General features: G+C 40.6%; 25 protein-coding genes. 20 read left to right on the top strand and 5 right to left on the bottom strand.

The features are described 5' to 3' along the window. Positions 1-2 precede the first annotated feature (2 nt). The 5 genes from BK584_RS23005 to lhgO are packed head-to-tail and all read left to right on the top strand — an operon-like array spanning position 3 to position 6,613. Positions 3-1,973: a TRAP transporter permease gene (locus BK584_RS23005; protein WP_078394918.1), complete on the top strand. Its 1,971-nt coding sequence runs from the start codon at positions 3-5 to the stop codon at positions 1,971-1,973. A 22-nt stretch (positions 1,974-1,995) separates the two neighbouring features. Next, complete coding sequence (locus BK584_RS23010) at positions 1,996-2,703, top strand: FadR/GntR family transcriptional regulator (protein WP_139365748.1); 708 nt, start codon at positions 1,996-1,998, stop codon at positions 2,701-2,703. A gap of 14 nt (positions 2,704-2,717) precedes the next feature. Beyond that, entirely contained in the window at positions 2,718-4,142 is a 1,425-nt protein-coding gene (locus BK584_RS23015; protein ID WP_078394922.1) for an FAD-binding oxidoreductase, read from the top strand. Then, on the top strand, positions 4,135-5,415 hold the full coding sequence (locus BK584_RS23020; RefSeq protein WP_078394924.1) for a (Fe-S)-binding protein: 1,281 nt from the start codon (positions 4,135-4,137) through the stop codon (positions 5,413-5,415). Before BK584_RS23015 ends, BK584_RS23020 begins: the two co-directional genes overlap by 8 nt. After that, positions 5,408-6,613, top strand: coding sequence for an L-2-hydroxyglutarate oxidase (gene lhgO / locus BK584_RS23025; RefSeq protein WP_078394926.1), 1,206 nt, complete (start codon positions 5,408-5,410; stop codon positions 6,611-6,613). The genes BK584_RS23020 and lhgO overlap by 8 nt, the downstream gene beginning before the upstream one ends. 42 nt (positions 6,614-6,655) lie before the next feature. Here the strand turns inward: lhgO and BK584_RS23030 are convergent, their stop codons facing one another. Beyond that, positions 6,656-7,645: an ornithine cyclodeaminase family protein gene (locus BK584_RS23030; RefSeq protein WP_078394928.1), complete on the bottom strand. Its 990-nt coding sequence runs from the start codon at positions 7,643-7,645 to the stop codon at positions 6,656-6,658. Between the two features lie 18 nt (positions 7,646-7,663). Further along, entirely contained in the window at positions 7,664-8,986 is a 1,323-nt protein-coding gene (locus BK584_RS23035; RefSeq protein ID WP_078394930.1) for an MFS transporter, read from the bottom strand. A 170-nt stretch (positions 8,987-9,156) separates the two neighbouring features. Here BK584_RS23035 and BK584_RS23040 point away from each other — a divergent pair, with 170 nt between their 5' ends. The 13 genes from BK584_RS23040 (at position 9,157) to BK584_RS23100 (ending at position 20,157) form a co-directional block, all read left to right on the top strand. After that, positions 9,157-9,693 carry a helix-turn-helix domain-containing protein gene (locus tag BK584_RS23040; RefSeq protein ID WP_078394932.1) on the top strand — a complete coding sequence of 179 codons (537 nt, stop codon included), beginning with the start codon at positions 9,157-9,159 and terminating at the stop codon, positions 9,691-9,693. A gap of 70 nt (positions 9,694-9,763) precedes the next feature. After that, complete coding sequence (locus BK584_RS23045) at positions 9,764-10,270, top strand: GNAT family N-acetyltransferase (protein ID WP_078394934.1); 507 nt, start codon at positions 9,764-9,766, stop codon at positions 10,268-10,270. A gap of 138 nt (positions 10,271-10,408) precedes the next feature. Continuing rightward, on the top strand, positions 10,409-10,741 hold the full coding sequence (locus tag BK584_RS23050) for an antibiotic biosynthesis monooxygenase family protein (protein ID WP_078394937.1): 333 nt from the start codon (positions 10,409-10,411) through the stop codon (positions 10,739-10,741). A gap of 60 nt (positions 10,742-10,801) precedes the next feature. Next, positions 10,802-12,643, top strand: a complete 1,842-nt coding sequence (locus tag BK584_RS23055) for an IucA/IucC family protein (RefSeq protein WP_245808957.1) — start codon at positions 10,802-10,804, stop codon at positions 12,641-12,643. Next, positions 12,615-14,363, top strand: coding sequence for an IucA/IucC family protein (locus BK584_RS23060; protein ID WP_078394939.1), 1,749 nt, complete (start codon positions 12,615-12,617; stop codon positions 14,361-14,363). The genes BK584_RS23055 and BK584_RS23060 overlap by 29 nt, the downstream gene beginning before the upstream one ends. Continuing rightward, positions 14,351-15,592 (top strand): AMP-binding protein, encoded by a 1,242-nt coding sequence (locus BK584_RS23065; RefSeq protein ID WP_078394941.1) that lies wholly within the window; start codon positions 14,351-14,353, stop codon positions 15,590-15,592. The genes BK584_RS23060 and BK584_RS23065 overlap by 13 nt, the downstream gene beginning before the upstream one ends. Continuing rightward, positions 15,589-15,858 carry a petrobactin biosynthesis protein AsbD gene (asbD, locus tag BK584_RS23070; RefSeq protein WP_078394943.1) on the top strand — a complete coding sequence of 90 codons (270 nt, stop codon included), beginning with the start codon at positions 15,589-15,591 and terminating at the stop codon, positions 15,856-15,858. The genes BK584_RS23065 and asbD overlap by 4 nt, the downstream gene beginning before the upstream one ends. Beyond that, positions 15,851-16,822, top strand: a complete 972-nt coding sequence (locus tag BK584_RS23075) for a DUF6005 family protein (RefSeq protein ID WP_078394945.1) — start codon at positions 15,851-15,853, stop codon at positions 16,820-16,822. The genes asbD and BK584_RS23075 overlap by 8 nt, the downstream gene beginning before the upstream one ends. A gap of 11 nt (positions 16,823-16,833) precedes the next feature. Then, positions 16,834-17,658: a sugar phosphate isomerase/epimerase family protein gene (locus tag BK584_RS23080; RefSeq protein WP_078394946.1), complete on the top strand. Its 825-nt coding sequence runs from the start codon at positions 16,834-16,836 to the stop codon at positions 17,656-17,658. 218 nt (positions 17,659-17,876) lie between these two features. Then, positions 17,877-18,185: a CD3324 family protein gene (locus tag BK584_RS23085; protein ID WP_078394948.1), complete on the top strand. Its 309-nt coding sequence runs from the start codon at positions 17,877-17,879 to the stop codon at positions 18,183-18,185. Between the two features lie 353 nt (positions 18,186-18,538). Then, on the top strand, positions 18,539-18,973 hold the full coding sequence (locus BK584_RS23090) for a MarR family winged helix-turn-helix transcriptional regulator (RefSeq protein WP_078394950.1): 435 nt from the start codon (positions 18,539-18,541) through the stop codon (positions 18,971-18,973). A 10-nt stretch (positions 18,974-18,983) separates the two neighbouring features. After that, positions 18,984-19,430, top strand: a complete 447-nt coding sequence (locus tag BK584_RS23095) for a GNAT family N-acetyltransferase (RefSeq protein ID WP_078394952.1) — start codon at positions 18,984-18,986, stop codon at positions 19,428-19,430. Positions 19,431-19,473: 43 nt separating this feature from the next. Then, positions 19,474-20,157 (top strand): DUF554 domain-containing protein, encoded by a 684-nt coding sequence (locus BK584_RS23100; RefSeq protein WP_078394954.1) that lies wholly within the window; start codon positions 19,474-19,476, stop codon positions 20,155-20,157. 31 nt (positions 20,158-20,188) lie between these two features. Here BK584_RS23100 and BK584_RS23105 read toward each other — a convergent pair whose 3' ends face one another. Together BK584_RS23105 and BK584_RS24850 are read right to left on the bottom strand one after the other, a co-directional pair. Further along, a complete protein-coding gene (locus tag BK584_RS23105) occupies positions 20,189-20,965 on the bottom strand; it encodes a polysaccharide deacetylase family protein (protein ID WP_245808958.1) in 777 nt (258 codons plus the stop codon). Between the two features lie 246 nt (positions 20,966-21,211). Continuing rightward, entirely contained in the window at positions 21,212-21,373 is a 162-nt protein-coding gene (locus BK584_RS24850; protein ID WP_169871486.1) for a hypothetical protein, read from the bottom strand. Positions 21,374-21,768: 395 nt separating this feature from the next. Here BK584_RS24850 and BK584_RS23110 point away from each other — a divergent pair, with 395 nt between their 5' ends. Both BK584_RS23110 and BK584_RS25245 read left to right on the top strand, forming a co-directional pair. Beyond that, positions 21,769-22,434, top strand: coding sequence for a potassium channel family protein (locus BK584_RS23110; protein ID WP_078394956.1), 666 nt, complete (start codon positions 21,769-21,771; stop codon positions 22,432-22,434). Positions 22,435-22,780: 346 nt separating this feature from the next. Further along, positions 22,781-22,906 carry an oligopeptide/dipeptide ABC transporter ATP-binding protein gene (locus tag BK584_RS25245; protein ID WP_245808959.1) on the top strand — a complete coding sequence of 42 codons (126 nt, stop codon included), beginning with the start codon at positions 22,781-22,783 and terminating at the stop codon, positions 22,904-22,906. A gap of 56 nt (positions 22,907-22,962) precedes the next feature. Here the strand turns inward: BK584_RS25245 and BK584_RS23120 are convergent, their stop codons facing one another. Beyond that, positions 22,963-23,874 carry a DUF6612 family protein gene (locus BK584_RS23120; RefSeq protein ID WP_078394958.1) on the bottom strand — a complete coding sequence of 304 codons (912 nt, stop codon included), beginning with the start codon at positions 23,872-23,874 and terminating at the stop codon, positions 22,963-22,965. Positions 23,875-24,012 lie beyond the last annotated feature (138 nt).

Raw genomic sequence — 24,012 nt, forward strand, 5'->3', positions numbered from 1 at the left:
AGATGGTTCAGGAAGCCGCAAAAAAAGATGCTTTGCAAGAAGCAAGCACTGAACAAACAGGAATGGGTAGGCAGTTAAGCGGGTGGCAATATCGGGTCATGGCCATTGTTGCGATTTTCTTATCAGGATTTTCGCTTTATGTAAACAGCTTTATGAACATTCAAGAAATTTACCGCAATATTCTCTTCTTGGCTTTATTGCTTGTGCTTGCCTTTCTTTTATATCCAGCAACAAAAAAAGGCAGTCGGAAGCAATTTACCAAAATTGACCTTGCTCTCGCTCTGGTTGGTATAATAGGGACAGGTTATCTTTTAATTTTTTATACAACGATTCACATTGATCGCATGTCTCAAGCAGTGGCAACGGATTATCTTTTTGCAATCGTAACGGTCTTATTGTTGCTTGAAGCAACAAGACGGACACTTGGAACGTTTATTCCAGTCCTCGCAGCAACAGCAATTCTTTATGCTGTATTTGGCCCGTATTTTCCAGGAATGTTTGGCCATGCGGGATTCTCATTTGAGCGGTTGCTTTACCGCGTGTATATGACGACCGAAGGGATTTTTGGTATTACATTATCAATCGCCTCTACATATATTGTCATTTTTATTCTATTTGGAGCTTTCCTTAGTGTAAGTGGTGCATCAAAATTATTTAACGATTTGGCGATTGCTGTCGCAGGACAGCGACGCGGTGGACCAGCACAAGTTGCGGTCATTTCGAGTGCGCTAACTGGTTCCTTAAATGGAAGTGCTGTTGCGAATGTTGCGACTACAGGTGCATTTACAATTCCTTTAATGAAACAAATCGGTTTAAAGAAAAACTATGCCGCGGCAGTTGAAGCAACGGCTTCAACCGGTGGCATGATGATGCCGCCAATAATGGGTGCCGCCGCATTTATTATGGCTGGGTTTTTAGGTGTTCCTTATGCAACAATTGTGTTTGCGGCTCTTATTCCAACATTTCTTTATTTTATTGCGCTTGTATTCGCGATTGATTTAGAAGCAAAAAAACAAGGGCTGAAAGGAATGAACAAAGAATCAATCCCGCAAGTCTGGGATGTATTAAAAGAACGAGGGTTATTGCTATTGCCAATTTTAGTGGTCATTGGCACATTGCTTGCTGGCTACACACCGCTATTTGCTGGATTTTCTGGAATCATTGTGGTGGTTGTAACGAGTTGGCTTACAAAAAGCAAGGAAACGCGTGTCACGCTATCAAAAGTAAAGACGGCGTTTATTGAGGCAGCAAAAAGTACGATTCAAGTCGGTCTTGCCTGTGCATCAATTGGCATTATCATTGCAGTCGTAACAATGACGGGACTTGGATCAGCAATTGCCTACAATGTATTAAATGCTGCAGATGGCGTTCTTTGGATTGCGCTTGTGCTTGTTATGGCGACATGTATCGTCCTTAGCATGGGGCTGCCATCAACGGCACTTTACATTGTTGTTGCGGTAACCGCTGCGCCAGCTCTTGTTGAAATTGGAGTTAATCCTGTCGCTGCCCATTTCTTTGTCTTCTGGTTTGGTGCATTATCAAATATTACGCCTCCTGTAGCACTCGCTTCTTATACGGCAGCGGGAATAGCTGGCGCGGATGCAATGAAAACGTCTTGGACATCGGTAAAGTTGGCGTTACCAGGCTTTATTATTCCATTTATGATTGCTTATAACCCGGTGATGGTTCTACAAGAAACAGACGGAAACCCGATTACAATAACGGCAGTCATCCTCACGCTCGTTACTTCAGTTGTTGGCGTTTTTGCGATCGCTGTTGCGTTAAGTGGGTACTTGTCTGTATCGCTTTTATTACCAGAACGGGCGATTTTTCTTGTTAGTTCTTTACTCTTAATTAAGCCAGGAATGATAACCGATTTAATTGGGTTTGCATGTTTAATAGCAACATTTATATGGCATATTGCCAGAGCAAAACGGCAGGGGAGGATGAATGGCATCGCCCCTCCGTATTAACAAGCAGGGAAGGGTGTTTGTCTTGGATCAAACAATCGAACGAAAAAAAGTCTCGCTTCAAGTGTTAGAACATTTGAAAGTGATGATTCAACAAGAGCCATATGTGAGCGGAGGAAAATTGCCTTCTGAAATGGAGCTTGCTGAGCGGTTTCAAGTGAGTCGTGCACCGATTCGGGAAGCATTAACCGTGTTGACGGCGACAGAGGTAATTGAATCGAAACAAGGCGGCGGACGCTGGATTAAAAATATTAAACTCGTCGACATGCTTGACCATATTAAATTAGGCATGGTGTCGGTTGATGAAGTGCATGCATTGCTTGAAATGCGTCATATCATCGAGACAGAAGCAGCTGCACTTGCCGCAGAACGAGCGGATGATGCGGAAATTGAAGCACTTCACAAGTCTTTGATCGCCTTTTCAGAAACAATTCTAACGGAAAATACAATCGGAAGTGAAGCGGACTCCCATTTCCACCTTGTGCTCGTTAAGGCAGCAAAAAATCCTTTCCTAACTGCGACACTTGAAAATATGAAAGGCTTGTTAAATGATGCGATTGAGTTCTCACTCAGATTAAACGTCGGAAAAACAGAGAAGCGGCGAAATGTCTATCAAGAGCATGAAGCAATTTATGAAGCCATTGCCGCAAAAGATGCGCAAGCGGCTCGCAAAGCGATGGACATCCACCTTACAAATGTCCGCAAAAAGCTAGGTGATACGCGGCTTGCATAAAAAGGAGAGAAACCATGCAAACAAAAAAAGAGAGTGCTTTTTTGGAGGAAGTGCGAAAATCAACGGGACTTGCGCCAGAGCGGATTTTAACGTCCCCAGCAGATTGCGCCAGTTATGCATTTGATGCGTCTTTTGGTACGCATCTTCCTGATGCCGTATTTCAGCCAATGTCGAAAGAAGAGGTCTCATCTGTTTTGAAGTTAGCTAATAAGCATACAGTGCCTGTTTATCCACGAGGTCAAGGCACAAGTTTAAGCGGTGGACCTTTGCCAGTCTATGGTGGGGTTGTACTTGATTGCTCCCAGTGGAATCAGAAACTTGAAATCGACGCCGATGATATGGTTGCGGTTGTATCGCCAGGTGTGCTCACAGCAGCGATTAACGAAAAGGCTGGCGAACTTGGTCTCATGTATCCACCCGATCCAAGTAGTGCCCACGTGTCGACGATTGGCGGAAACCTTGCGGAAAATGCTGGTGGGCCACGGGGACTAAAATATGGTGTCACAAAAGACTATGTGCTTGGGTTAGAAGTGGTAACGCCGGAAGGAGAGATTGTCCGGACAGGCGGGCGGACTGTGAAAAATGTGACAGGATATGACTTAACCAAATTAATTGTTGGTTCTGAAGGTACGCTTGCTGTCATTACCGAGGCGACATTGAAGTTGGTTCCAAAACCAAAGGCAACAAAAACGTTGCTCGCTTTATTCGAAGACATTGTTGATTCTGGAAAAGCAATCTCGAAGATTTTAAAAAACGGGATTGTCCCAGCGAAAATGGAGTTAATGGACCAGGCATCTATTGAAGCGGTTGAAGCGTACGAACCGACAGGCTTGCCTATCGATGTAGATGCACTTTTGTTAATTGAGCTTGACGGGCATCCAGCTGCGATTGAGGAAGAAATCCGTGAAGTCGAGCGTCAGTGCCGGAGTGTGTTCGCCCGTGAAGTACGAGTGGCACAAACGGATCAAGAAGCAGCGGAATTTTGGAAAGCGCGCAAGCTCGTATCGCCTGCAATTGTAAGGATAAAGCCAACAAAAATTTCAGAAGATGCGACGGTGCCGCGAAGCAAGATTCCTGCGATGTTTGCAGCCTTAAAAGAGATCAAAGCAACCTACAACGTGGATTTGGTTGTGTTTGGCCACGCCGGTGATGGCAACCTCCATCCAAACATTATTGCAGATGTCCGTGATCGAGAAGAGATGGCACGAGTGGAGCAAGCGGTCGCAGCCATTTTTGAAGCAGCGGTAAGTCTTGGTGGCACACTTTCGGGTGAACACGGCATCGGCACGATGAAAGCGCCGTTTATGGAAATGGAAGTTGGTACAGCTGGGCTTGATTTAATGAAACGAGTGAAACAAAGCTGGGACCCAAATGGCATTATGAACCCAGGGAAGATTTTCCCTGAACCTGGTCAAAAGTTGGTGTTGTCGAATGGCTAAGCTTGCGTATGAAGAAACATTTGACTGTGTGCAATGTGGCTATTGCTTGCCTGCATGTCCAACGTATCAGACGATGGAAAAAGAAACGCACTCACCAAGAGGACGCATTAATCTTGTAAAGATGGCTGCAGAGGGCAAAGTAAGTTTAGAAGATTTAAAAGAACCAATTGATTTATGCCTTGGTTGCCGCGCTTGTGAAACTGCGTGTCCCACGAATGTTCAATATGGAAGAATTCTCGATTCGGCGAAAGAAGTCCTTTCTGAGAAAACAAAGAAGAGCATTGGGCAGAGAACGGTCGAATCGGCCCTGTTTCGGAAACTATTGCCGAGCGAACGGTTGCTTACTGTGGCAGGGGCAGGTTTGTACGCGTATCAAAAAACGGGTATGCAGAAGTTAGTGCAAAAAAGCGGGGTGCTGTCATTCTTTCTGCCCGAAGGTATGCACGCATTTGAAGCAATTATGCCAACCGTTCTTCCGCCACGGAGAAAGGAGCGGAAGCGGGTAATCATGAATGAGGAGCCTACGTATAAAATTGGATATTTTCTTGGTTGTTTAATGGATACGATGTTCGCTGACATTAACAATCAAGCGATGACACTGCTTGAAAAAGCAGGATGCCATGTTGAGATACTCGGTAATCAAGCGTGTTGTGGCGCTTTGCAAAATCATGGTGGTGACCTAGATACGGCAAAAGAGCTGGCGAAAAAGAACATAGTGGCATTTGAAGAAGCTAGTTACGATTATATTGTATCAAGCATCGGCGGTTGCGGTGCGATGTTAATGGAGTATGGCGAATTGCTAGATAATGAACCTGAATGGCGGGAGCGAGGAGAAGCTTTTGCAAGAAAACACGCAGATGTGAGCGTCATCCTTGCTGAATGTGGGCTTGAACTTAATCAGCCTATTAGAAAAACAGCGGTTTATCAACCTTCTTGCCATATGACCCATGTACAGAAAAACGTCGAGGCTCCTCTCGCGCTCATTCAATCGATCCCGGAGCTTACGTATAAGCAAGTACCAAAGCAAGACATGTGCTGCGGCTCCGCAGGTATTTACAATATCCTTCATTTTGATGAAGCAATGGCAATTTTAGACTCGAAAATGCCTCATGTTGAGACCGCACAACCTGAATTAATCATTACGACCAACCCAGGCTGTCACCTGCAAATGAAACTTGGTGTAGAACGGGCAGGGTTAACTGAAAAAATTGAGGTGAAGCACTTGGTCGAAGTGTTAACTGAGGCAACAAGAGAGGAGTGTACGAATGATTGATTACGTCATTGTTGGCGGTGGAATTGTTGGGTTATCTGTTGCTTATGCACTTAAACAACAAGAGCCAGAGGCAACCATTCAGATTGTAGAAAAAGAGAAAGAAGTCGCTTGCCATCAAACTGGTCATAACAGCGGTGTCATTCATTCTGGGATTTATTATAAGCCAGGTAGTTTTAAAGCAAAGTTTGCCAAAGCAGGCAGTGAATCAATGCGTTCCTTTTGCATCGAACATGGGTTGGATGTGGACATTTGCGGGAAAGTCATTGTTGCAACTGAAGAAAAGGAACTCGCGCAACTGGAAAACTTGTATCAACGGGGCTTGGATAATGGTTTAAAGGTAGACTTGCTTTCGCGTGAAGAGCTATTAGAGATAGAACCACATGTACGTGGGCTGGCTGGCATTCGAGTTCCAGCTGCGGGTATTGTCAATTACAAACACGTTTCCGAGAAACTAGCAGAACTATTTGTTGAGAAGGGTGGGAAACTGGCACTCTCTCAAAAAATAATTGGTATTCAAGAAGCTGATGAACATGTTGATGTTGAAACCGATATGGGGCGTTACCGGACACGCTATTTGATTAATTGCGCTGGACTGCATAGCGACCGAATCGCAAAACTTGCAGGTTATCATCTGGATATGAAGATCGTGCCTTTCCGTGGTGAGTATTACAAACTGAAACCAGAGAAACGCTACCTTGTTAAAAACTTAATTTACCCCGTACCTGATCCAAACTTTCCTTTTCTTGGCGTCCATTTTACAAGAATGATTGATGGGGAAGTAGATGCAGGGCCCAACGCGGTTCTTTCGTTTAAACGGGAAGGGTATAAGAAAACCGATTTTAGTGCGAGGGATCTATCAGAGACGCTCTCATACCAAGGATTTTGGAAGATTGCGGGCAAGTTTATGAAGGAAGGCGTTGAAGAGATGCGCCGTTCGTACAGCAAGAAGCTATTTGTACAAAATTTGCAGAAACTGATCCCGGAAGTTCAGGAAGAAGACCTCATTCCTGGACCAAGCGGCGTCCGTGCCCAAGGACTGACGATCAACGGAGAGCTCGTAGATGATTTTCACATCGTTTCAGGGAAACGTACGCTCCACATTTGCAACGCACCATCTCCAGCGGCAACGGCTGCACTTGAAATTGGCAAAGAAGTTGCACAACGAGCAAAGAAATTGCATCGGCCGGGAATGAAATAAAAACAAAACCGAGACATCAATAGGTGTCCCGGTTTTGTTCGATTAATCGTGCAATGCAATTTCCTCACCAACACTCGCTTTAACTGCTTTGTGATAGACTGCGACCGCAATAGCTGTATCCAAATACGCCACGCCAACAGACTTATAAAAGGTAATCTCTTCATCATTTTCTCTACCCGGTTTTTCTTTAGCAAGAATCGGTGCCAATTCGCTATAAAGCTGATCAAAGTTCCACGTACCATCCTCAATTGGAATTAATAAATCGCCCGCTTCATGTTGTGCACCCTCTTGTGTATCGACCACAATTTTGCTACTTTTGTTTAACGTCGTCACGTCCACTTCTTGCATCGTTGCTTGAAAAGAACCGATACCATTAATATGTGTGCCTGATTTTAAATCGTTTCCGTCAAATACTGGCGTGTTTGATTTCGTGCTGCACACAAGGATGTCACAAGCCTCGACTGCTTCTTTCACCGATTCAACGACGACAATGTCGCCATTCCAACTCGGTAGTTGTAACCGCATATTTTCAGCAAACAGTTGAGCTTTTTCATGTGTACGGTTGTATAAGTAAATCGTGTTGATGTCTCTAACTGCAAGGACGGCTTGTATTTGTCCAATTGCTTGTGCGCCAGTACCAATGACGCTTAACGTATGTGCATCTGCTTTAGCGAGGTATTTTGTTGCAACGCCACTACTTGCGCCAGTGCGTAAAATCGTTAAATAAGAGGCGTCCATTAAAGCGACATGCTCGCCAGTCGTTGTGTCCGTTAAAAGAATCGCGCCACGCAACGCAGGTCTGCCTGATCTCGGGTTATCTGGAAAAACGCTCACCATTTTAATCGCGCTATAGCCAAGTGATTCGCTGTATGCTGGCATGTAAAGGCTTGTACCGTTTGTTGCTTGATGAGAAAGAGCAGTTCGGACTGGTGTTTTGGCGTTTCGGTTAACAAGAAACGCCTCTTCAATATCTTTTAAACAATCTTCCATTTTATAAAGAGATTCGATAGCTGATTTTGTTAAAATTTTCATCGGAGAAGACCACCTTTTTTAATCGAGTTCTCGATGTCTGGTTTCACGCGTCGCAAGCACGGCCACAATGGAAATAACGCCTGCTAAGATAATATAGAGCGAAATCGGGACAGACGAGTTGTTAAATGTATTAAGCAAGTAAGTAGCAAGTAGTGGTGCAGTTCCTCCAGCAACGGCAGCACCAATTTGATAGCCAACCGTAACACCTGTATAACGGACATTTGCGCTAAAAATCTCTGAAAACATCGTTCCGAGTACAGCAGTGACAGGTGCCCAGAAGATACCTAAAGCAACAACAGTAGCGACAAATAACCAAAGTGTTGAACCAAGGGAAAGCAAATAGAAGTAAGGAAAAGCAAACAAAATCATCCCTATTGTTCCACAAATGAAGACGGGTTTTCGACCAACCTTATCGGAGAGGGATCCCATAAGCGGAATCATCAGAGTAGCCGCCAGCGTCCCGATTGTAACGGCGTTTAAGGCGGTTAATCGATCAAACGTTAAATACGTTGTTGTATATGCAATGACAAATGTTGAAAAGATATAAAACGGTCCTGTCTCGACAATTTTTGCGCCAACCGCAATTAATACTGAACGCCAGTGGTAACGAAATGTATCAAACAACGGGACTTTAGCAATATTCCCGGATTCTTTTGCTTCTTTAAAAGAAGGTGTCTCATCAAGAGATTTACGAATCCACAAGCCTAGGAAAACAAGCACAGCACTTAAAACAAATGGAACACGCCAGCCCCATGCCATAAATTGCTCATCAGGCAACAAGCTCATAACGGAAATTGCGAGCGTTCCCATTAACATCCCGATGGTCACACCCATCTGCGGCACGCTACCGAATAGCCCACGCTTTTTCTTTGGTGAATATTCAACTGCAAGCAGGAGAGCGCCACCCCATTCGCCGCCAATGCCGAGTCCTTGAATGCAGCGTAGTGTAATTAATAAGATAGGTGCCCAGACGCCAATCATTTCATAGGTAGGCAACAGACCAATGAGCACTGTTGCACCGCCCATAAGAGAGAGCGTTATCACAAGTGTTTTTTTACGGCCAATTTTATCACCAATGTGGCTAAAGATCACACCACCAAGTGGACGGATAAAAAAAGGCAAGGCAAATGTCACATAAGCGAGCATGACACCAACAACGGGGTCATAGGACGGGAAAAAAAGTTGGTTTAAGACGATTGCCGCGACTGTACCGTAAAGAAAGTAATCAAACCATTCAATAGAGCTCCCTATTAAACTGGCAATTAGAGCCTTGCGTGAATCTTTTTTTGAAATCGTTGGTTTTACCTGTTTTGTTTCAATTACTGAATCAATTGTGTTCATCCCAAAACCTCCTGAATAGTTAGAAATTACAGTGTCACTTCAATTTCAAAACATAAAAAAAGGACTTTTTTGATTGAGATGGGGGTGTTCCCATTTTTATGATGTTATTATACATAGGAGAGATAGAAAGTACAATGTTTTTTGAAAATTAGTTCATTTGGAGGAGTATGATGAAGACGGGGATTGGTATTCAGATAAAGAAAGTGCGGAAGCAAAGAAAAATGACATTGAAACAATTGGCAGAAAAAACAGGACTGTCCATTAGTTTTCTATCACAAATTGAACGTTCAAAATCATCGATGACTCTCGAATCTTTACATAAAGTCTCTGATGCTTTGGATATAAGCCCAAGCCAATTTTTTTCGGAAAATAAGGATATCGATACACCTATTTCAGGAAAGGAAACGATGAACAAACAAGCGGACTCGTTTTTTCATTACCATTCGTTGATTGGGAGTATGACAAATCCGTTGTTTGAGCCGAGGATCGTTACGCTCTTGCCAACTGAAGAGAAAGTGAGTCCGTTCAGGCACGAAGGTCAAGAATTTATTTATATTTTACAAGGCACATTAACCTTGTTTTATAAAGATCATTATTATGAATTAAATACAGGTGACAGTTTTCATTTTGAATCAACAGAAGCCCACAATTGGATTAATTACTCAAAAGAAACAGTGAAATTGCTTCAGGTTGTAGCGAAAAGATAGGAAAGAGAAAATAGAAAAGTGAAAGGTTATGTTAGAACGGACTTTTCTAGTGGAAGGAGGAGGGATAGAAATGATTAACATTCAACTAGGCACAAAAGAGCACGTTGACGGAATTGTCATTATGTGTACGGAGGCCTTTCGTCTTACTTCGCGTGGATTATTAGCAAGTGAATCGATTGATAGACGGTGCAAAGAATTTTTTAACAAAGCAAGGGTATTAAAAGAAGTGACTGAACGCAATTGGAATTGGGGTGGCTATATTGTTGCTGTAGAAAACGGTCATGTAATAGGTGCTGGTGGAGGTGGGATGACTGGTGAAGGCATAGGAGAGGTTTTTGTGCTTTACTTGGATCCTAATCGACGGAATGAAGGCATTGGTTCGAGAATACTAAAAGCCATTACAGAACAGCAAAAAGTGTTAGGGGCAACAGAACAATGGGTATCGGTTCAAAAAGACAATCAAAAAGGGATTCCCTTTTACGAAGCTAAAGGGTTTTTGTTTCAACAAGAAGTGCATTCCTACGAAAGTCAGAAAGCAGAGCGAGCTGTATCATTGCGCTATAAAAGAATGATTTAAATTTTTTGAGACCACGTGGAAAGCACAGGTCTCTTTTTCTATTATCGTGTAGGCACATGGAAGGAACTTCAAAAAAACTGTTGAAAATGAGAATCGTTATCAATATAATGAGGTTGAAAGAATGCTAGGAGGGATTGTATGTTTTTGCAAACAAAAACATTGATTGTGGAAGAAGGTCATGCGAACAAGATGGTTGAAAAGTTCTCAACTGAAGGCGTCATTGAAGAACAGCCTGGCTTTATTGATTTAAATGTGATGAAGCAAAAGGCGCGAAAAGGCCAGGAGGAAGTATTGGTTCTTATTCGCTGGAAATCAGAAGAAGCATGGAAGGCATGGGAGAAAAGCGATGTACATTTAGCAGGCCATAAAGCAAATCGTGGCAAGCCAAAACCTTCTTTTATTATTGATTCAAACCAAAAGGTATATGAACAACTAGCTTCAAAGACTTACCGTGAACCAGTAAGCAAATAGAATGAAGTGAGCGGGATGACCCGTTTTTTTCTTCCAATTGAGTGAGAATGAATATCATTTATGAGAGGGATTGATGAGAATATGCTTCCATCAGCTAAGCGTATTGCCGAAAACGCCTCTTTACAAGCTTTTCTTAATAGCTTTACCCGTGAAACGGGGCTAGGAAAAATCGTACCAATCCATGAAATTGAGGAGGCGGTCGGTTTCCGCCGTCTACAGAGTCAAAAAGTGATGAAACTAGGGTTAGCTAGGCAAGCGTGCCAATTACTGATAGAAGTGCATTATGAATCGCTTGTTGGACGTCACACATTTGGTACAGTCTTGAAAGAAAGTTATGGTCGAGCATCTCAAGAAGAAGAGCCATTAGCTGTAATGATTCTGCTTATTCAAGAGTTGCACTTACAAACAAAAGCCAATCCACAAATACAAGATTCCACCTTTGAGGAATGTTTAGTACGAATGATTGAAAGTTGCCAGACGATGGGTGTCTACATCGAAGAACGAATGAATGAAAAGGAAGCGCTGTACGAGCCGAAACAATCATTTATTGATTCAGAACAGTCGCTATTATATGGACATTGGTTGCATCCTACTCCTAAGAGCAGACAGGGGATGACCCATTGGCAACAACAATCATTTGCCCCGGAACTAAAGGGGGACTTTCAACTCTACTATTTTTATGTGCATCACACAATTCTGGAACAAGAATCATTAGGGAAGATGAGTGCGTGGGAAATGGTGTCACAAGAGGTTGAAGGGATAACCGAATTACCAGAACTTGATGAGAAGTGGTTGACTTACCCAATGCATCCGTTGCAAGCAGAGTATTTGCTTTGTCAGCCACATGTAAAAGAAGCGATACATGTGGGGCTTATTAAAGATATTGGACCCGCGGGCAAACGCTTTACGGCAACGTCGTCGATTCGTACTGTTTATAGTGAATCAAGTAAATGGATGTACAAATTTTCCATTCCTGTTAAAGTGACAAATTCATTGCGTAACAATAAGCGACATGAGCTTCGAGCAGGTATATTAGTCGCAAAGTTACTGACTCATTCTCCGTGGCTGCAACAAAGTAAGACATTTACGATGATTACGGACCCTGCTTATTTAACGGTTCGATTACCAGGGTTAAAAGAATCAGGATTTGAAACCATTATTCGCGAAAATCCATTTTCAGATGGCGGACAGGGGATTAGTTCTATAGCTGCCTTGGTGCAAGATCCGTTGCCTGGATGCTCTTCAAAACTTAAATCGATTATTGTAGAACAAGCGGAACAAGAAAAAACAACGGTTGCCAACATTAGTATTCGTTGGTTTAACACATACATAACGATCGCACTTCAGCCCCTTATTCGTTTGTATGATGAGCTTGGCGTTGCGTTAGAAGCTCACCAACAAAATAGCTTACTTGACGTAAGTGAAGGGTATCCAAGTGCCTACTATTATCGAGATAATCAAGGCTATTATTTGGCGGACTCGTATAAAGCTCTACTACTGAATAAAGAGCCTGATTTACTAGAAACAAATGGCTTGTTTTATGAAGATTCACTAATTGAGAACCGATTTTCGTACTATTTGTTAATGAACCAAGTGTTTTCGATTATCCATCGTTTTGGTGTAGACGGATTAATAGATGAATCGATCTTGATGTCAATATTGCGTAGTGAGCTTGAAAGGATCAAGCAGACATGTATAGGTGCGGGACGTTCATTCATCGGAGGATTGTTGGAAAAAGAGAAACTTGCGTTTAAAGCAAATTTATTAACACGGTTTCATGATGTGGATGAACTAGCAGAGGATTTAGAACAAGCAGTGTACGTAAAAATTAAAAACCCGCTCCATAAAGAAGAGGAGAAAGTAGAGGTGGCTTATGCAAAAGCTGTCTACTCTACCAACTAAATGTGATCAACGAGTGATGAGGCAACTAGTGGAAGCAATTTTATTTGAGGAAATCATACCTATAGTTGAAACAGAGATGAACGACGGATGGAAGTTGTTTAGATTTCAAGGCAACGAAGCCACATATCAATGCATGGGCAAACGTTCAGCGTTTAGTCGAATACGCTTAACGGGTTCTCTTCTTGTATGTCGTGACGAAGGGAAGCAAGAGATCGCTTCTATTACTGAGTTAGTCTATGATCTTCCAATCTCATATGAAAGAAAAGAAAAGATTCTACATGAGCTTAAACAAACGGTTTTGTTGACTGAAAGAAATGAAGCATTGCTTGAGATACCTCTATCAAGAAGAGAGCTTTCCTATGAACGTTTAGAAGCGGTACTAGTGGAAGGGCATCCATACCATCCGTGTTTTAAAGCAAGAACAGGCTTTTCAATAGAAGATCACGAACGGTATGGCCCAGAAGGAGAGAACGTGTTCCAACTGATTTGGCTTGGCATTCGAAAAGAGGATGTAACGGTCTCTTATCCAGTAGAAGAACATAGCTTTCTCCAACAAGAATTAGGGTATGCCGTTTGGAAGCAAGTTGTTCAAGCATTATGTAGACAAGGTGGGCAGCTTTATGACTATCGGCTAGTACCAATCCACCCGTGGCAGTGGTATGCGTTAAAAGAGGATCAGTTAAATGAAGCTATTCTTAAAAAAGAGATCCTGTATCTTGGTCACTTTGGTGATGCTTATAAAGCGACACAATCTTTACGGACGGTGATGAATCAAGAGGATATACGAAAAGCGCATGTGAAACTACCGTTAAATGTCGTCAATACGTCATCGCTGCGTTCAATCGCTCCACATCTTATTGTAGCAGCGCCAAGTATTTCAGCGTGGTTAAAACGTATCATTGATTGCGATCCTTTCTTAAAGGATGAAGCAAACGTTCAGATTTTAACAGAATATGCTGGTGCTGCATACGAGCCTTCGGGAAAGCCTTGGAACAAAGCGGTATTTGGGCAAATTGGCTGCATCTATCGTGAAAGTATTGCTACTAAAGTGATTGGAAGGGAACAGGCTATTCCATTTAATGCGCTTCCACTAGTAGAAAAAGATGGCGATCTATTTGTTACACCTTATTTGGAATCTTACGGGGTGGAACCTTGGCTTGAGCAGTTAATCGAAGTGAGTGTCATCCCCATTATACATTTACTCGCAGAGCATGGAATCGCGCTAGAAGCTCATGCCCAAAACATGGTGCTTGTTCATGAAAATGGGTGGCCAAAGCGTGTTATTTTAAGAGACTTTCATGAGAGCCTAGAATATTGCAAGGGATTTGTTCAGAAACCTTCTTGGATTCCTGCTTTTGAGAATCTTCATAAAGCATTTAAAGATGGAGCAGTAAATGAACATTACTGGATGTCGTCGATTGAAGCATTAAGAGAGTTGCTAATGGATACGTTGTTTGTTTATCAGTTATCCGAACTTTCTTGGCAAATTGAAGTCCATAATGGTTATCCAGAAACGCAATTTTGGCAGTTAGTCGATCGAGCTATCCGCGAATACATAAAGAAGGGAATCGTTCCAAAAGAACGTATTAAGGCGTTAGGGTTAGATGTGCCCATTATAACAACGGAATCACTGCTCAAACGTAAATTAACTGTTGAGTCAGTTTGCAGTCACACCGTGCGGAATGAGCTAGGAAAGGAGCGATTTGCATGTTTGCAGTAGATGATCAACTTTTTACAGAAAGTGATTATTATCATTATGAGCACCAACTGAACAAGCATCCGATCTGGCAAAAAGCAGATAAATGGCGAATTGCTGTCTGCCCTGAAGATATTGGAAAGTGGATTATGCTCTTACTTTATTTAAAGAAAAAAGAAGCAAGTGTAGTACCAATTCATCCTTCCACACCAATTACTGCAGCAGAGCGAATTGCCGAACAGGCTGGTTGTTATTATTTATTTTATCATTCGTTTGAGGCACCAATTACTTTATCGAATCCACAAAGTAACATTCAACCAGGCTTGGTTCAATTTAGCTCTGGTACGACCGGAGAACCGAAACAAATAAAACGGAGTTGGGTTTCAATTGATGAAGAGATCGCGGCTTACAGCATTCAATTTAAGGATGTCGAAGTGGACACGATTATCGTAGCTTGCCCGGTGACACATTCATATGGTCTCATCAGTGGCGTATTAGCTGGATTTGCTCAAAACAAGCATGTTCTTATTGTGACAACTCAAAACCCAAAGTACGTATTAAAAAAAGCGAAAGAGCATTCGAAATACTTGCTTTATGCAGCGCCTCCACTCCTCTATACACTGGCGAGATTCATCAAAGGTGAGGAGCGATTATACGGGGTTATGACCTCTGGGACAAGACTGTCTGATACATGGTTCAAGACGATTCGAGCTTCAAGTGTGTTTCTAATGCAACAATATGGCTGCTCGGAGATCGGATGTATGAGCGTAACACAATCTTTGAGTCATCCTGATCAAATGGGAAAAACGCTATCGCATTTAAGTATTACAGCTGGTCAAAGCAAAAACAAACCAGCAGAGATAGCAGTAATAAAAGGTGCTCGCTCAATGGCAACAGGAGATTTAGGTTATTTTAACAATGAAGGCGTGCTCTGCTTTCTCGAGCGAATAGGAGATATGATTAATGTTGCTGGTTTGAATGTTTATCCACATGAAGTGGAACAAGTTCTTTGTCAGCATAATGAAGTGAGTGAGGCTGTTGTTTACAAGAAAGTTGACACTTTTGCAGGAGAAAGAGTATATGCTCAAGTGGTTGCAGATGAACAGATACTGTCGGTGGACGGGTTAAGAAGCTGGTGTATTGAGTATTTAGCACCTCACCAGATTCCGCAGCAATTCACAATAGTGGACGCTATTCAAAAAGGTGCAAATGGAAAAATAAATCGTAAGCAATTAGGGGAGGTGGCGGAATGACATATAAAGAAGCAGTGAGCGCCATTTATGAGATTTTAAAAACAGAGCTTCAAATAAACACACTCGAATCTTTTCATGAAGACGCTCGTTTAAATGAAGATCTTGCAATTGATTCCGTCATGATGCTTCAAATTTTGCTACAGCTTGAAATGGATTATGGCATTGAGATTCCTGATGAAAAAATTGAAAGAGACTCCTTTTTTAGTGTGCGGACATTAGCTCAATTTTTGGAGCTGCAAGGACAATCGGAGCCTACTCATGATTAAAGTACACTGTTTTGTTAGCTGTGTATGTGAATTACTAAAGAAAAGAGGAGTGGATCATCGGCCTTATTATTTTGGGGTATGGGATGCCGATTTTGCTCTTGATGACTCGTTTGCTTTAGCCTATCATGCTGATGGAATTGATCATTCGTTCTTTAAGAATTGGTATGAGCTATTATATGGCATTCGCCTACATGAGTGGTATGAAGAACAGAAAACAAAGGAAGAAAATATCGAGACGTTAGACTATTTGGTTGAGAACAAAGGAAGTGGTCATCATATTATGGTGATGCTTGACTTATCTTTATTGCCAGAACGAGAAAATAAATTTCATCAAAAGCCTTTTCCTCATTACGTCATGCTAGAGAAGACAAATGATCCAGAGGAATGGTTTATGTTCGATCCTGATTTTCGCTGGGAGGGACGCATCAAGAAAAAACGCATACTAGATGCGGTTCGATCACCTGATGTAGGTGGTGGCTTTTCATTTGATGGAGATCAGATTCATGTGCCAACAGCTCAAACCGTTGAAGCCTATTTTCATACGTGCATGAAATTAGATAAGAACCCTTTGACAGAAGCGGTCCGCTCGATTGTAGAAGCGTTTATGTATGGAAGTGAACAACATCGATTATCTGAACTAGGTTCTTCACTTAAACAACTTCCTGTTTTAGCGATCCGTAAGTATGCCTATGAACATGCATTTGCTTATTTTTGGATGGCTCTGGATTTTGGTGAGGAAGTATTCGAAGCATGGTGCGATGAAATTGAATCGCTTGAAAAAGGCTATAAAATTGTTCACTATCGGGCGATGAAATTAGCAAAGACAAAGAAAGAAGAAGATTATCAAGCGTTATGTGATCAGTTGGATAAACAAGATAAGCTCGAAACAGCGATAAAACACGGGTTACATCAATATTTTACTCAATGGGCACAAAAACAAAGCCAAGTCGAACAAATTGGTTAAAGGAGGATGAAATGAACCTATCTATTTGTACAATTTCGTTTCGTCATGGATTGCAGTCGATCGAACAAATAACGGAATGGGCTGGGAAACGAGGATTTGATGGGATTGAACTTTGGGGGACCCATGCTCGGCATTTGGCCAGTGATCCAGAATTTAATGGAAGTTGGTTGCGTTCTATAGGGTTATCGGTACCAATGATAAGTGATTATTTGCCACTTGAGCAAAGCTGGGATGAAGTAAGAGCTACCGCAATTCGTACGTTTTCCCTCGCCAACCATTGGAAGACAAACCATGTTCGAATTTTTGCTGGTGGAAAAGGTAGTTTGCAATCGACGAATGAGGAGCGGTCTTATATTGCGGCTCAATTACATCGCTTATGTCATTTAGCTGAAGACAGAGGACTACGAATTTTGCTGGAGACACATCCACGCACATTATGTGATACGCTCCCATCCACTCTACAGCTATTGGCAGAAGTGAACCACCGAGCATTGCATGTTAATTTTGATGTTCTTCATGTATGGGAGAGTGGGGTGGACGTAAATCTTGCATTTCAGCAACTTCAACCGTTCATTAAGCATATGCATTTGAAAAACATTACTTCGACTGCACATTTAGATGTATTTATACCAGAAAATGTGTTTTCTTCTTCAGGATCTCGAAAAGGAATGACGAGTTTGTTTAAAGGGTGTATTGATTATAAAACTTTTTTTGCTATGAATGATATAAGTGGTCTTAATGCATCACTTGAATGGTTTGGTCCCCACCCTTTTGAAATCTTGGAGGAAGATGGAAAGCAACTACTGCCGTATCGTAAACAAAAACTGTACCATTAAGAGAAAGGGGCTGCTAAGTGACGCCGCCTTAAAAACGGTGTTTTAATAATGAGAAAAAATTGATAATATAAATGGGATTAAGAGTTTAACGTATGGGAGGGATATACATGAGAAAGTTTATTATTTGCTAATAGCAAAGACTGCTATTAGCATACGACTCAAATAAAAGATAGTAGTCTTTGCTTTTCTCTTATTTCAATATAAGGAGGAGCAAAGTATTGGGATACATTAAAGCGGAACGTGTGTTACCAAAAGAACTGCTAAAACAAATACAAACATATATCGACGGTGAATGCTTGTATATTCCTAGAAAAAAACAGAATAAAAAAGGGTGGGGAGAAAAGACCGGTGCTAAAACAGTACTGGAAGCAAGAGATAAAGACATTTATATCCAATATGAACTTGGACGAACGATAAATGAACTTGCTGAACACTTTTTCCTCTCACAGAAGAGCATTGAACGAATTGTGTATCAACAAAAGCGTCATACAAGCAAGGGGGCTGTCCATCAGGTCATAAAGAAGTGACCTTTTTGGGCTTAGCCCTTTTTTTCTTCACAAATTGAGACGAAGATAGCTAAACAACAAAGCTTTTAAGTCATGCTATATTTACAGGCGCACTTAATATTTTGGACCAGTCCTAGTAGAACATTAGCCATGTTCGTTGAAGATACGGCAGGACATAATTGGACAAATCGAGCAAAAAGACAGAGTAGTGTTGGGGATTGTATGAATAGGGTGAAGATTTGAGAAATCATATCAACGTCAACCTACAAGGTAGGTTGACTTTTTATCTTGTGGAGTGATTGATTGAATTCAAGTTTTTTATATCGTATAATCCAGTTATATCGTCAATTACGATGTAATGAAAAGGAGTGGCTATGTCAAATAATGTTTCTCACTTAAATCAATTATGGACAGATATTTATTATTTATTGCGGTATAAGCACAAAGAAAAAGTGACTCACATAGGTGTAAGAATTATGCAGATCATCGAGAAAGAAAGGGAAGTGGGCATTCAAGATATTGCTAGAGTAATGGATATATCACCTAACACGGCATCAGAACATGTGAAGCGTTTAACTGAAAAGAAATACGTTTATAAGACTCGGAGTGATGAAGATGAACGAAAAGTGATTGTGAAACTAACGGATGTTGGTGCAGATGTACTGCATCTAAACTCAAGTTTGGATGAAGGCAAGCTTACCGGAATTTTTGCACAAGCATCAACAAAAGAGCAGGAAGCCATTATTCAATCATTCCAATTACTAAAAGAGTTAGCCAAAAAGAATGAGGAACAGGAACAAATTGATTAGGGGTGAGGTTATGAAGTACAGGAAAGCAACGATAAAAGACATCAATGTTCTAATCGATTTACGGAAAAAGCAGCTTAGTGACGAGGGGATCAAAGCTGATGGTACGATTAATCAGGAGCTTCATCAATTTTTCGAAGTTACATTAAACGATCAGTCACTTATTCAATTATTGGTTGAAGAAAAGGATCAGATCATCGCATGTGGTGCTGTTATGTTTTATCAGTTCCCACCTACTTACACGAACAAAAGTGGGAGAAAGGCTTATATTACAAATATGTATACAGAAAAAGAATACCGTGGAAAAGGGATTGCTACTAAAATACTCACCAAACTGGTGGAGGAAACACGTCAAATTGGCATCTCGAACATATGGCTCGGTGCTTCAATGTTAGGAAGGCCCGTTTATAAGAAGTTTGGTTTTACTGAAACAGATGAGTGGTTGGAGTTAACGGTATAGGGCATTGAAAATTTATGGCGTCATGTGAAAGGACAATACATAAATGATTGGAACGATAGTAAACGTTTTGACAATCATCGTTGGTAGTATGATTGGTCATTTTTTTAAGAAAGGATTAAAGGATTCCCATCATGAGATAATGATGCAAGCGATGGGGCTCGCTGTTGTGGGATTAGGGGTAAGTTCAATTGCGGTACACCTTCCTGTAAGTCATTATCCAGTCCTATTTATTATTAGTTTGGCGATTGGTGGCTTAATTGGGGAATCAATTCGGTTTGAAGAACGATTTAATCGAGCACTTTCTGTATTGCTGAAAGGAAATGTAAATGAAGGATTAACAACGGCTATCTTGCTGTTTTGTGTAGGTACTCTATCAATTGTAGGTCCAATTGAAGCTGCATTAAATCATAACTATACCTATCTATATTCGAATGCCATACTAGATGGATTTACATCTATTGTTTTAGCGTCGACGTTTGGTATTAGCATTGCTTTTTCAGCGATTGTTTTACTTGTTTGGCAGGGTAGCATCTATGCCTTCGCTTCGTTTGCATCTGTAGCAATAACACCAGAGATTTTAACAGAGATCTCAATCATTGGAGGAGTCCTTATTTTAAGCACAGGTTTAAGCATTCTCGGTTTAAAGAAATTTAAAACAATGAACTTGTTGCCTGCAATGATTGTTCCAGTCGTGTTTTTTACAGTGAAAGCATTGGTTGGCTTTTAATAAAGAACAGTAAAAACGTCCTAACGATCTGTTAGGGCGTTTTATTACGCTCTTTTTCAATAGAAGATGAAAGATAATCTTCTATTGTGTAAGGCTGATGACCCGTTAGTTCTGAAAGCGTTAAAAATGTATAGCCTTGTTTATGGAGAGTGGGGATAATCTCTTTTACTGCTTCAACTGTTTCAGAGCGATCACCACCACCGTCGTGTAAAAGAATAACGTCCCCAGGTTGAATATTACTTAATACATGTGACACGATTTGTTTTTTACTACGGTTATCCCAATCCCGCGGGTCTTGATGCCAAGACCAAAGCGATATTTTATGCTCTTTTTCAAGGGCGACGTCAATAATATCGTCATTGTAATACCCACCCACTGGTCGAAAAAATAACGGTTTAATGCCAAACATATCCATTAAGAGGGTGTCCGTTTGCTCGATTTCTTGCGATAAATTTGTTTTACTCACATGTTCATTATAATCGTGTGTGAACGTATGATTTCCAATTTCATGATTCTCAAATAAAATTCGTTTCACGATATCTGGATGTTCTTTGACATCTTCACCAACGACAAAAAAAGTCGCCTGCACACCGTATTCATCTAATACATTTAATAACGTTGGTGTATTTGAACGATGCGGCCCATCGTCAAATGTTAACGCAACAACTTTATCGTCGGTTTCGATATCCCATATGACACTTCCGGTTTTCTCATATTCTGAACGGTCTCTTATGACTGCTTGCGAGATATCACTGACAAGTAAAAGAACCAATAATTGTATAAGCATAGTTGCGTAAACTGTCTTCAAGCAATCATCTCCCTTTGTAAATTTCAATAAAGGTATTATTTGCTAATCGTTTTGTTTTTATGTAATTGAATCTGTTAAATAAAAATGGACACTTTATCTGAATGATTAATTAATAAGAATTATACAAGTGTTATTGGCTGTTTCTGTTGGTCATTCTCTAGACTGTAAGATAAGGGTGTCTTAATAGCAGGACATTTGAAGAAAACAATAAAATAAGCGATTAGAAGCATTCCTATCAAATTCTACTCATTCTCTTTTTTGTTGATCATCTTGTTTTCTTTTTAATCCTTCTTCGATTAATAGATAAACAGTTTTAGAAAATGTTTTAATCTTGTATTCTTTTTGATAACACTCTATTTTTTGTACTAAAGTTTTCGGGAATTTAATAAGTTTCGGTTTACGTTCCAATTTTTGTGATGCCCCTTTCACGGAGAATATTATGCTTGTATAAGTAGCTTGTCAACAAGATTTTTTATTGGGGGCATGTACTAGGATTTATTAAATATGAAGGAATTATTTTTTCGAAATAGGAGAGTATATACTATTAGAAAAAGATATTGACTTTCTGAAATGACAGGGGTATGTTTTGGTTTATAATCTACCAGACGTCTGAAGGCTTAACAATTGATTGTGAATTGTGCAAGAACCAAGAGAAACATCTAAAATTCTTGAGGTGAATTCTTTTTATAAAGGTATGGCTCATTAATAGCCCTCGATCCGACAATTCACCTCGTAAGCCTCTGTGGAGCGAAGAATGACAATAATTATACTATTTCTTTGGGTATGGTAAGGGAGTGTGACGGTTGGCACAAGTAAAACAATGTATAGTAATCGGGCTTGGTAGTTTTGGTGGTAGTGTATGTACCGAAATTAATCGGCAAGGTCATGATGTTATGGTGGTAGATATAGACGAGTATCGATTAGAAGAATACAGAGAAATTACAGCTCAAGTTGTCTGTATGGATGCAACTGAAGAACGATTACTAAAAACATTAGGGTTAAATCAATTTGATTTTGGCGTTGTTGCAATTGGTTCAAACATTGAGGCAAGCATACTCATTTCAGTTAGTTTAAAAGAATTAGGTGTACCTGTTATTTGGGCAAAAGCTGAGAATTACCATCACAAAAAATTACTTGAACGCCTAGGAATTGACCATGTGATTATGCCTGAAATTGATATGGGCGTGCGAGTTGTGCAAAATATGCTCTCAGAGTCATTTGTTGATTATATTGCGCTGTCAAATGAATATAGTATTGTAGAATATAAAGCAGGAACAAAAATGATTGGAAAGTCACTTGCCGGTTTAAATTTCAAAATGAAATACCGCTTAAACCTTGTGGCGATTCAGTCAAAAGGAGCCACTAATGTAACTCCTATGCCTGACGATACAATCAAACAAGGAGATATTTTGATTGTCATCGGTCATGATCGTGATATTAAACGATTTCAAGAAGAAGGGTTAGAATGAGCTGGTTGAGATGTGGACATGCTTAGAAATGACAATAACGTGATAGAGTCCCTCTTGTTAATAATTTTTTTGTCAATTAATTTCGTTAATAGGCTGTGGAGAAGTTCTGACCTCTTTTTCACCAAACAACGGGACTTAACTAAATAATCTTTGATATGTATAGGGTTGTGGTATATCTTTAGCGATGCTCTTATGTTTATTGGAGCCGCAAGCGTATTTAGAAAGAGTGGCAGTAAGTTGATGACGTTCTCATTATTCTCGCAAGCGTTGTTATCGGCAATTCCATCCACAAATAAGCAAAAAAAAATGAGAACGGATTATTTTAAAAGGCGATGTACCTAGTTCGATGAATATTCCAAGCGGTTGCCGATTCCGGACGCGATGCCCAATCGCCACGGACGCATGTATAGAACAGCCCCCAGAATTTAGAGATATAAGCAGTGGTCACTATGTTGCGTGTCATTACGCATAAATCTTTAGTGTAATAGAAAAGAGGGCAACCCCGGTTGCCCTCTTTATGTTATCTATTTATTCTTCGCCTGCATCTTCTTCTAAGTTAAGGTCGCCTAGCAATTCATCTTCAAATTCATTCGCGTCAATAGCATTATCTAGTGCTTCTTGAGGAATTTCAATTTCTTCAATTTCATTAAATAAAGAATATGTTCCTTCTGCGTTACCAGTCATGTTAATGGTTGTGCCATCTTCTTCTATGATAACGTCATAGCTCATTTCCATTTTTTCTTGATAGAACGTCTCTTTATTCACATAAATAGTGTAAGCCATATTCTCAAGTTCAAACTGTTCCATTGTTTCTGCGAGTTCTTCTTCAGAAAGCCCTATATCGTCTTGGCCCATTTCCATAAAAGAAAGAACAAGTTCATTTAAGTCTTCGTTTGCTCCCTCAACATGAAGAATATAGAAATCTTCGTCTTCTTCAAGTGTGATGTGTTCGGATAGATCTTGCATCATTGCTAACTGTTCTTGTGTATCTACTTGCATTTCTTCAGCCATGGATAAATCATCGCTCATGTCAATCATGAACCATTCTGTTCCGAGTGGATTTTGCATGTAGAGTATGCCATCGACTATGTACTGGCTTGTTAAAAAGTCCATACCTAGTTCTGGTGAAGACATCGTTGTATTCATTGAAAGTTCTAATGGTTCTTGAATGGCATCAGCTTGAATAGCTAAACCCATTTCCATTTGTTCACCATCAGCATCAATAATGTAATCCATGGTTAGATCCATTTGAAGACTATTTACTTCTTTCATTGCTTCCGTTGTTTTTGTGAGTACTTCTACCGCAGTCATTTCTTTTTCTTGCTCTTCTGCACCCGTTTCCGCGTCTGTACTTGCATCTTCTGCGTTGTTATCGCTTCCACAGGCAACCAACATAAGCGTAGTAAATGGAATGAGCATAAATCCAGTCATTTTTTTCATAATAATCTCCCCTTGATGTTTGTTTTGGCGTAATGGCAAAAATAAATCAGGCCTATAATTCCATTAACCACTATAATTCAGAAAAGCTTCAACAATCAACCCCTGAGTTAAACAGATTTTTCCTGTAATAACGGTTGA

The organism is Shouchella patagoniensis (assembly GCF_002019705.1).
GTDB lineage: Bacteria > Bacillota > Bacilli > Bacillales > Bacillaceae_D > Shouchella > Shouchella patagoniensis.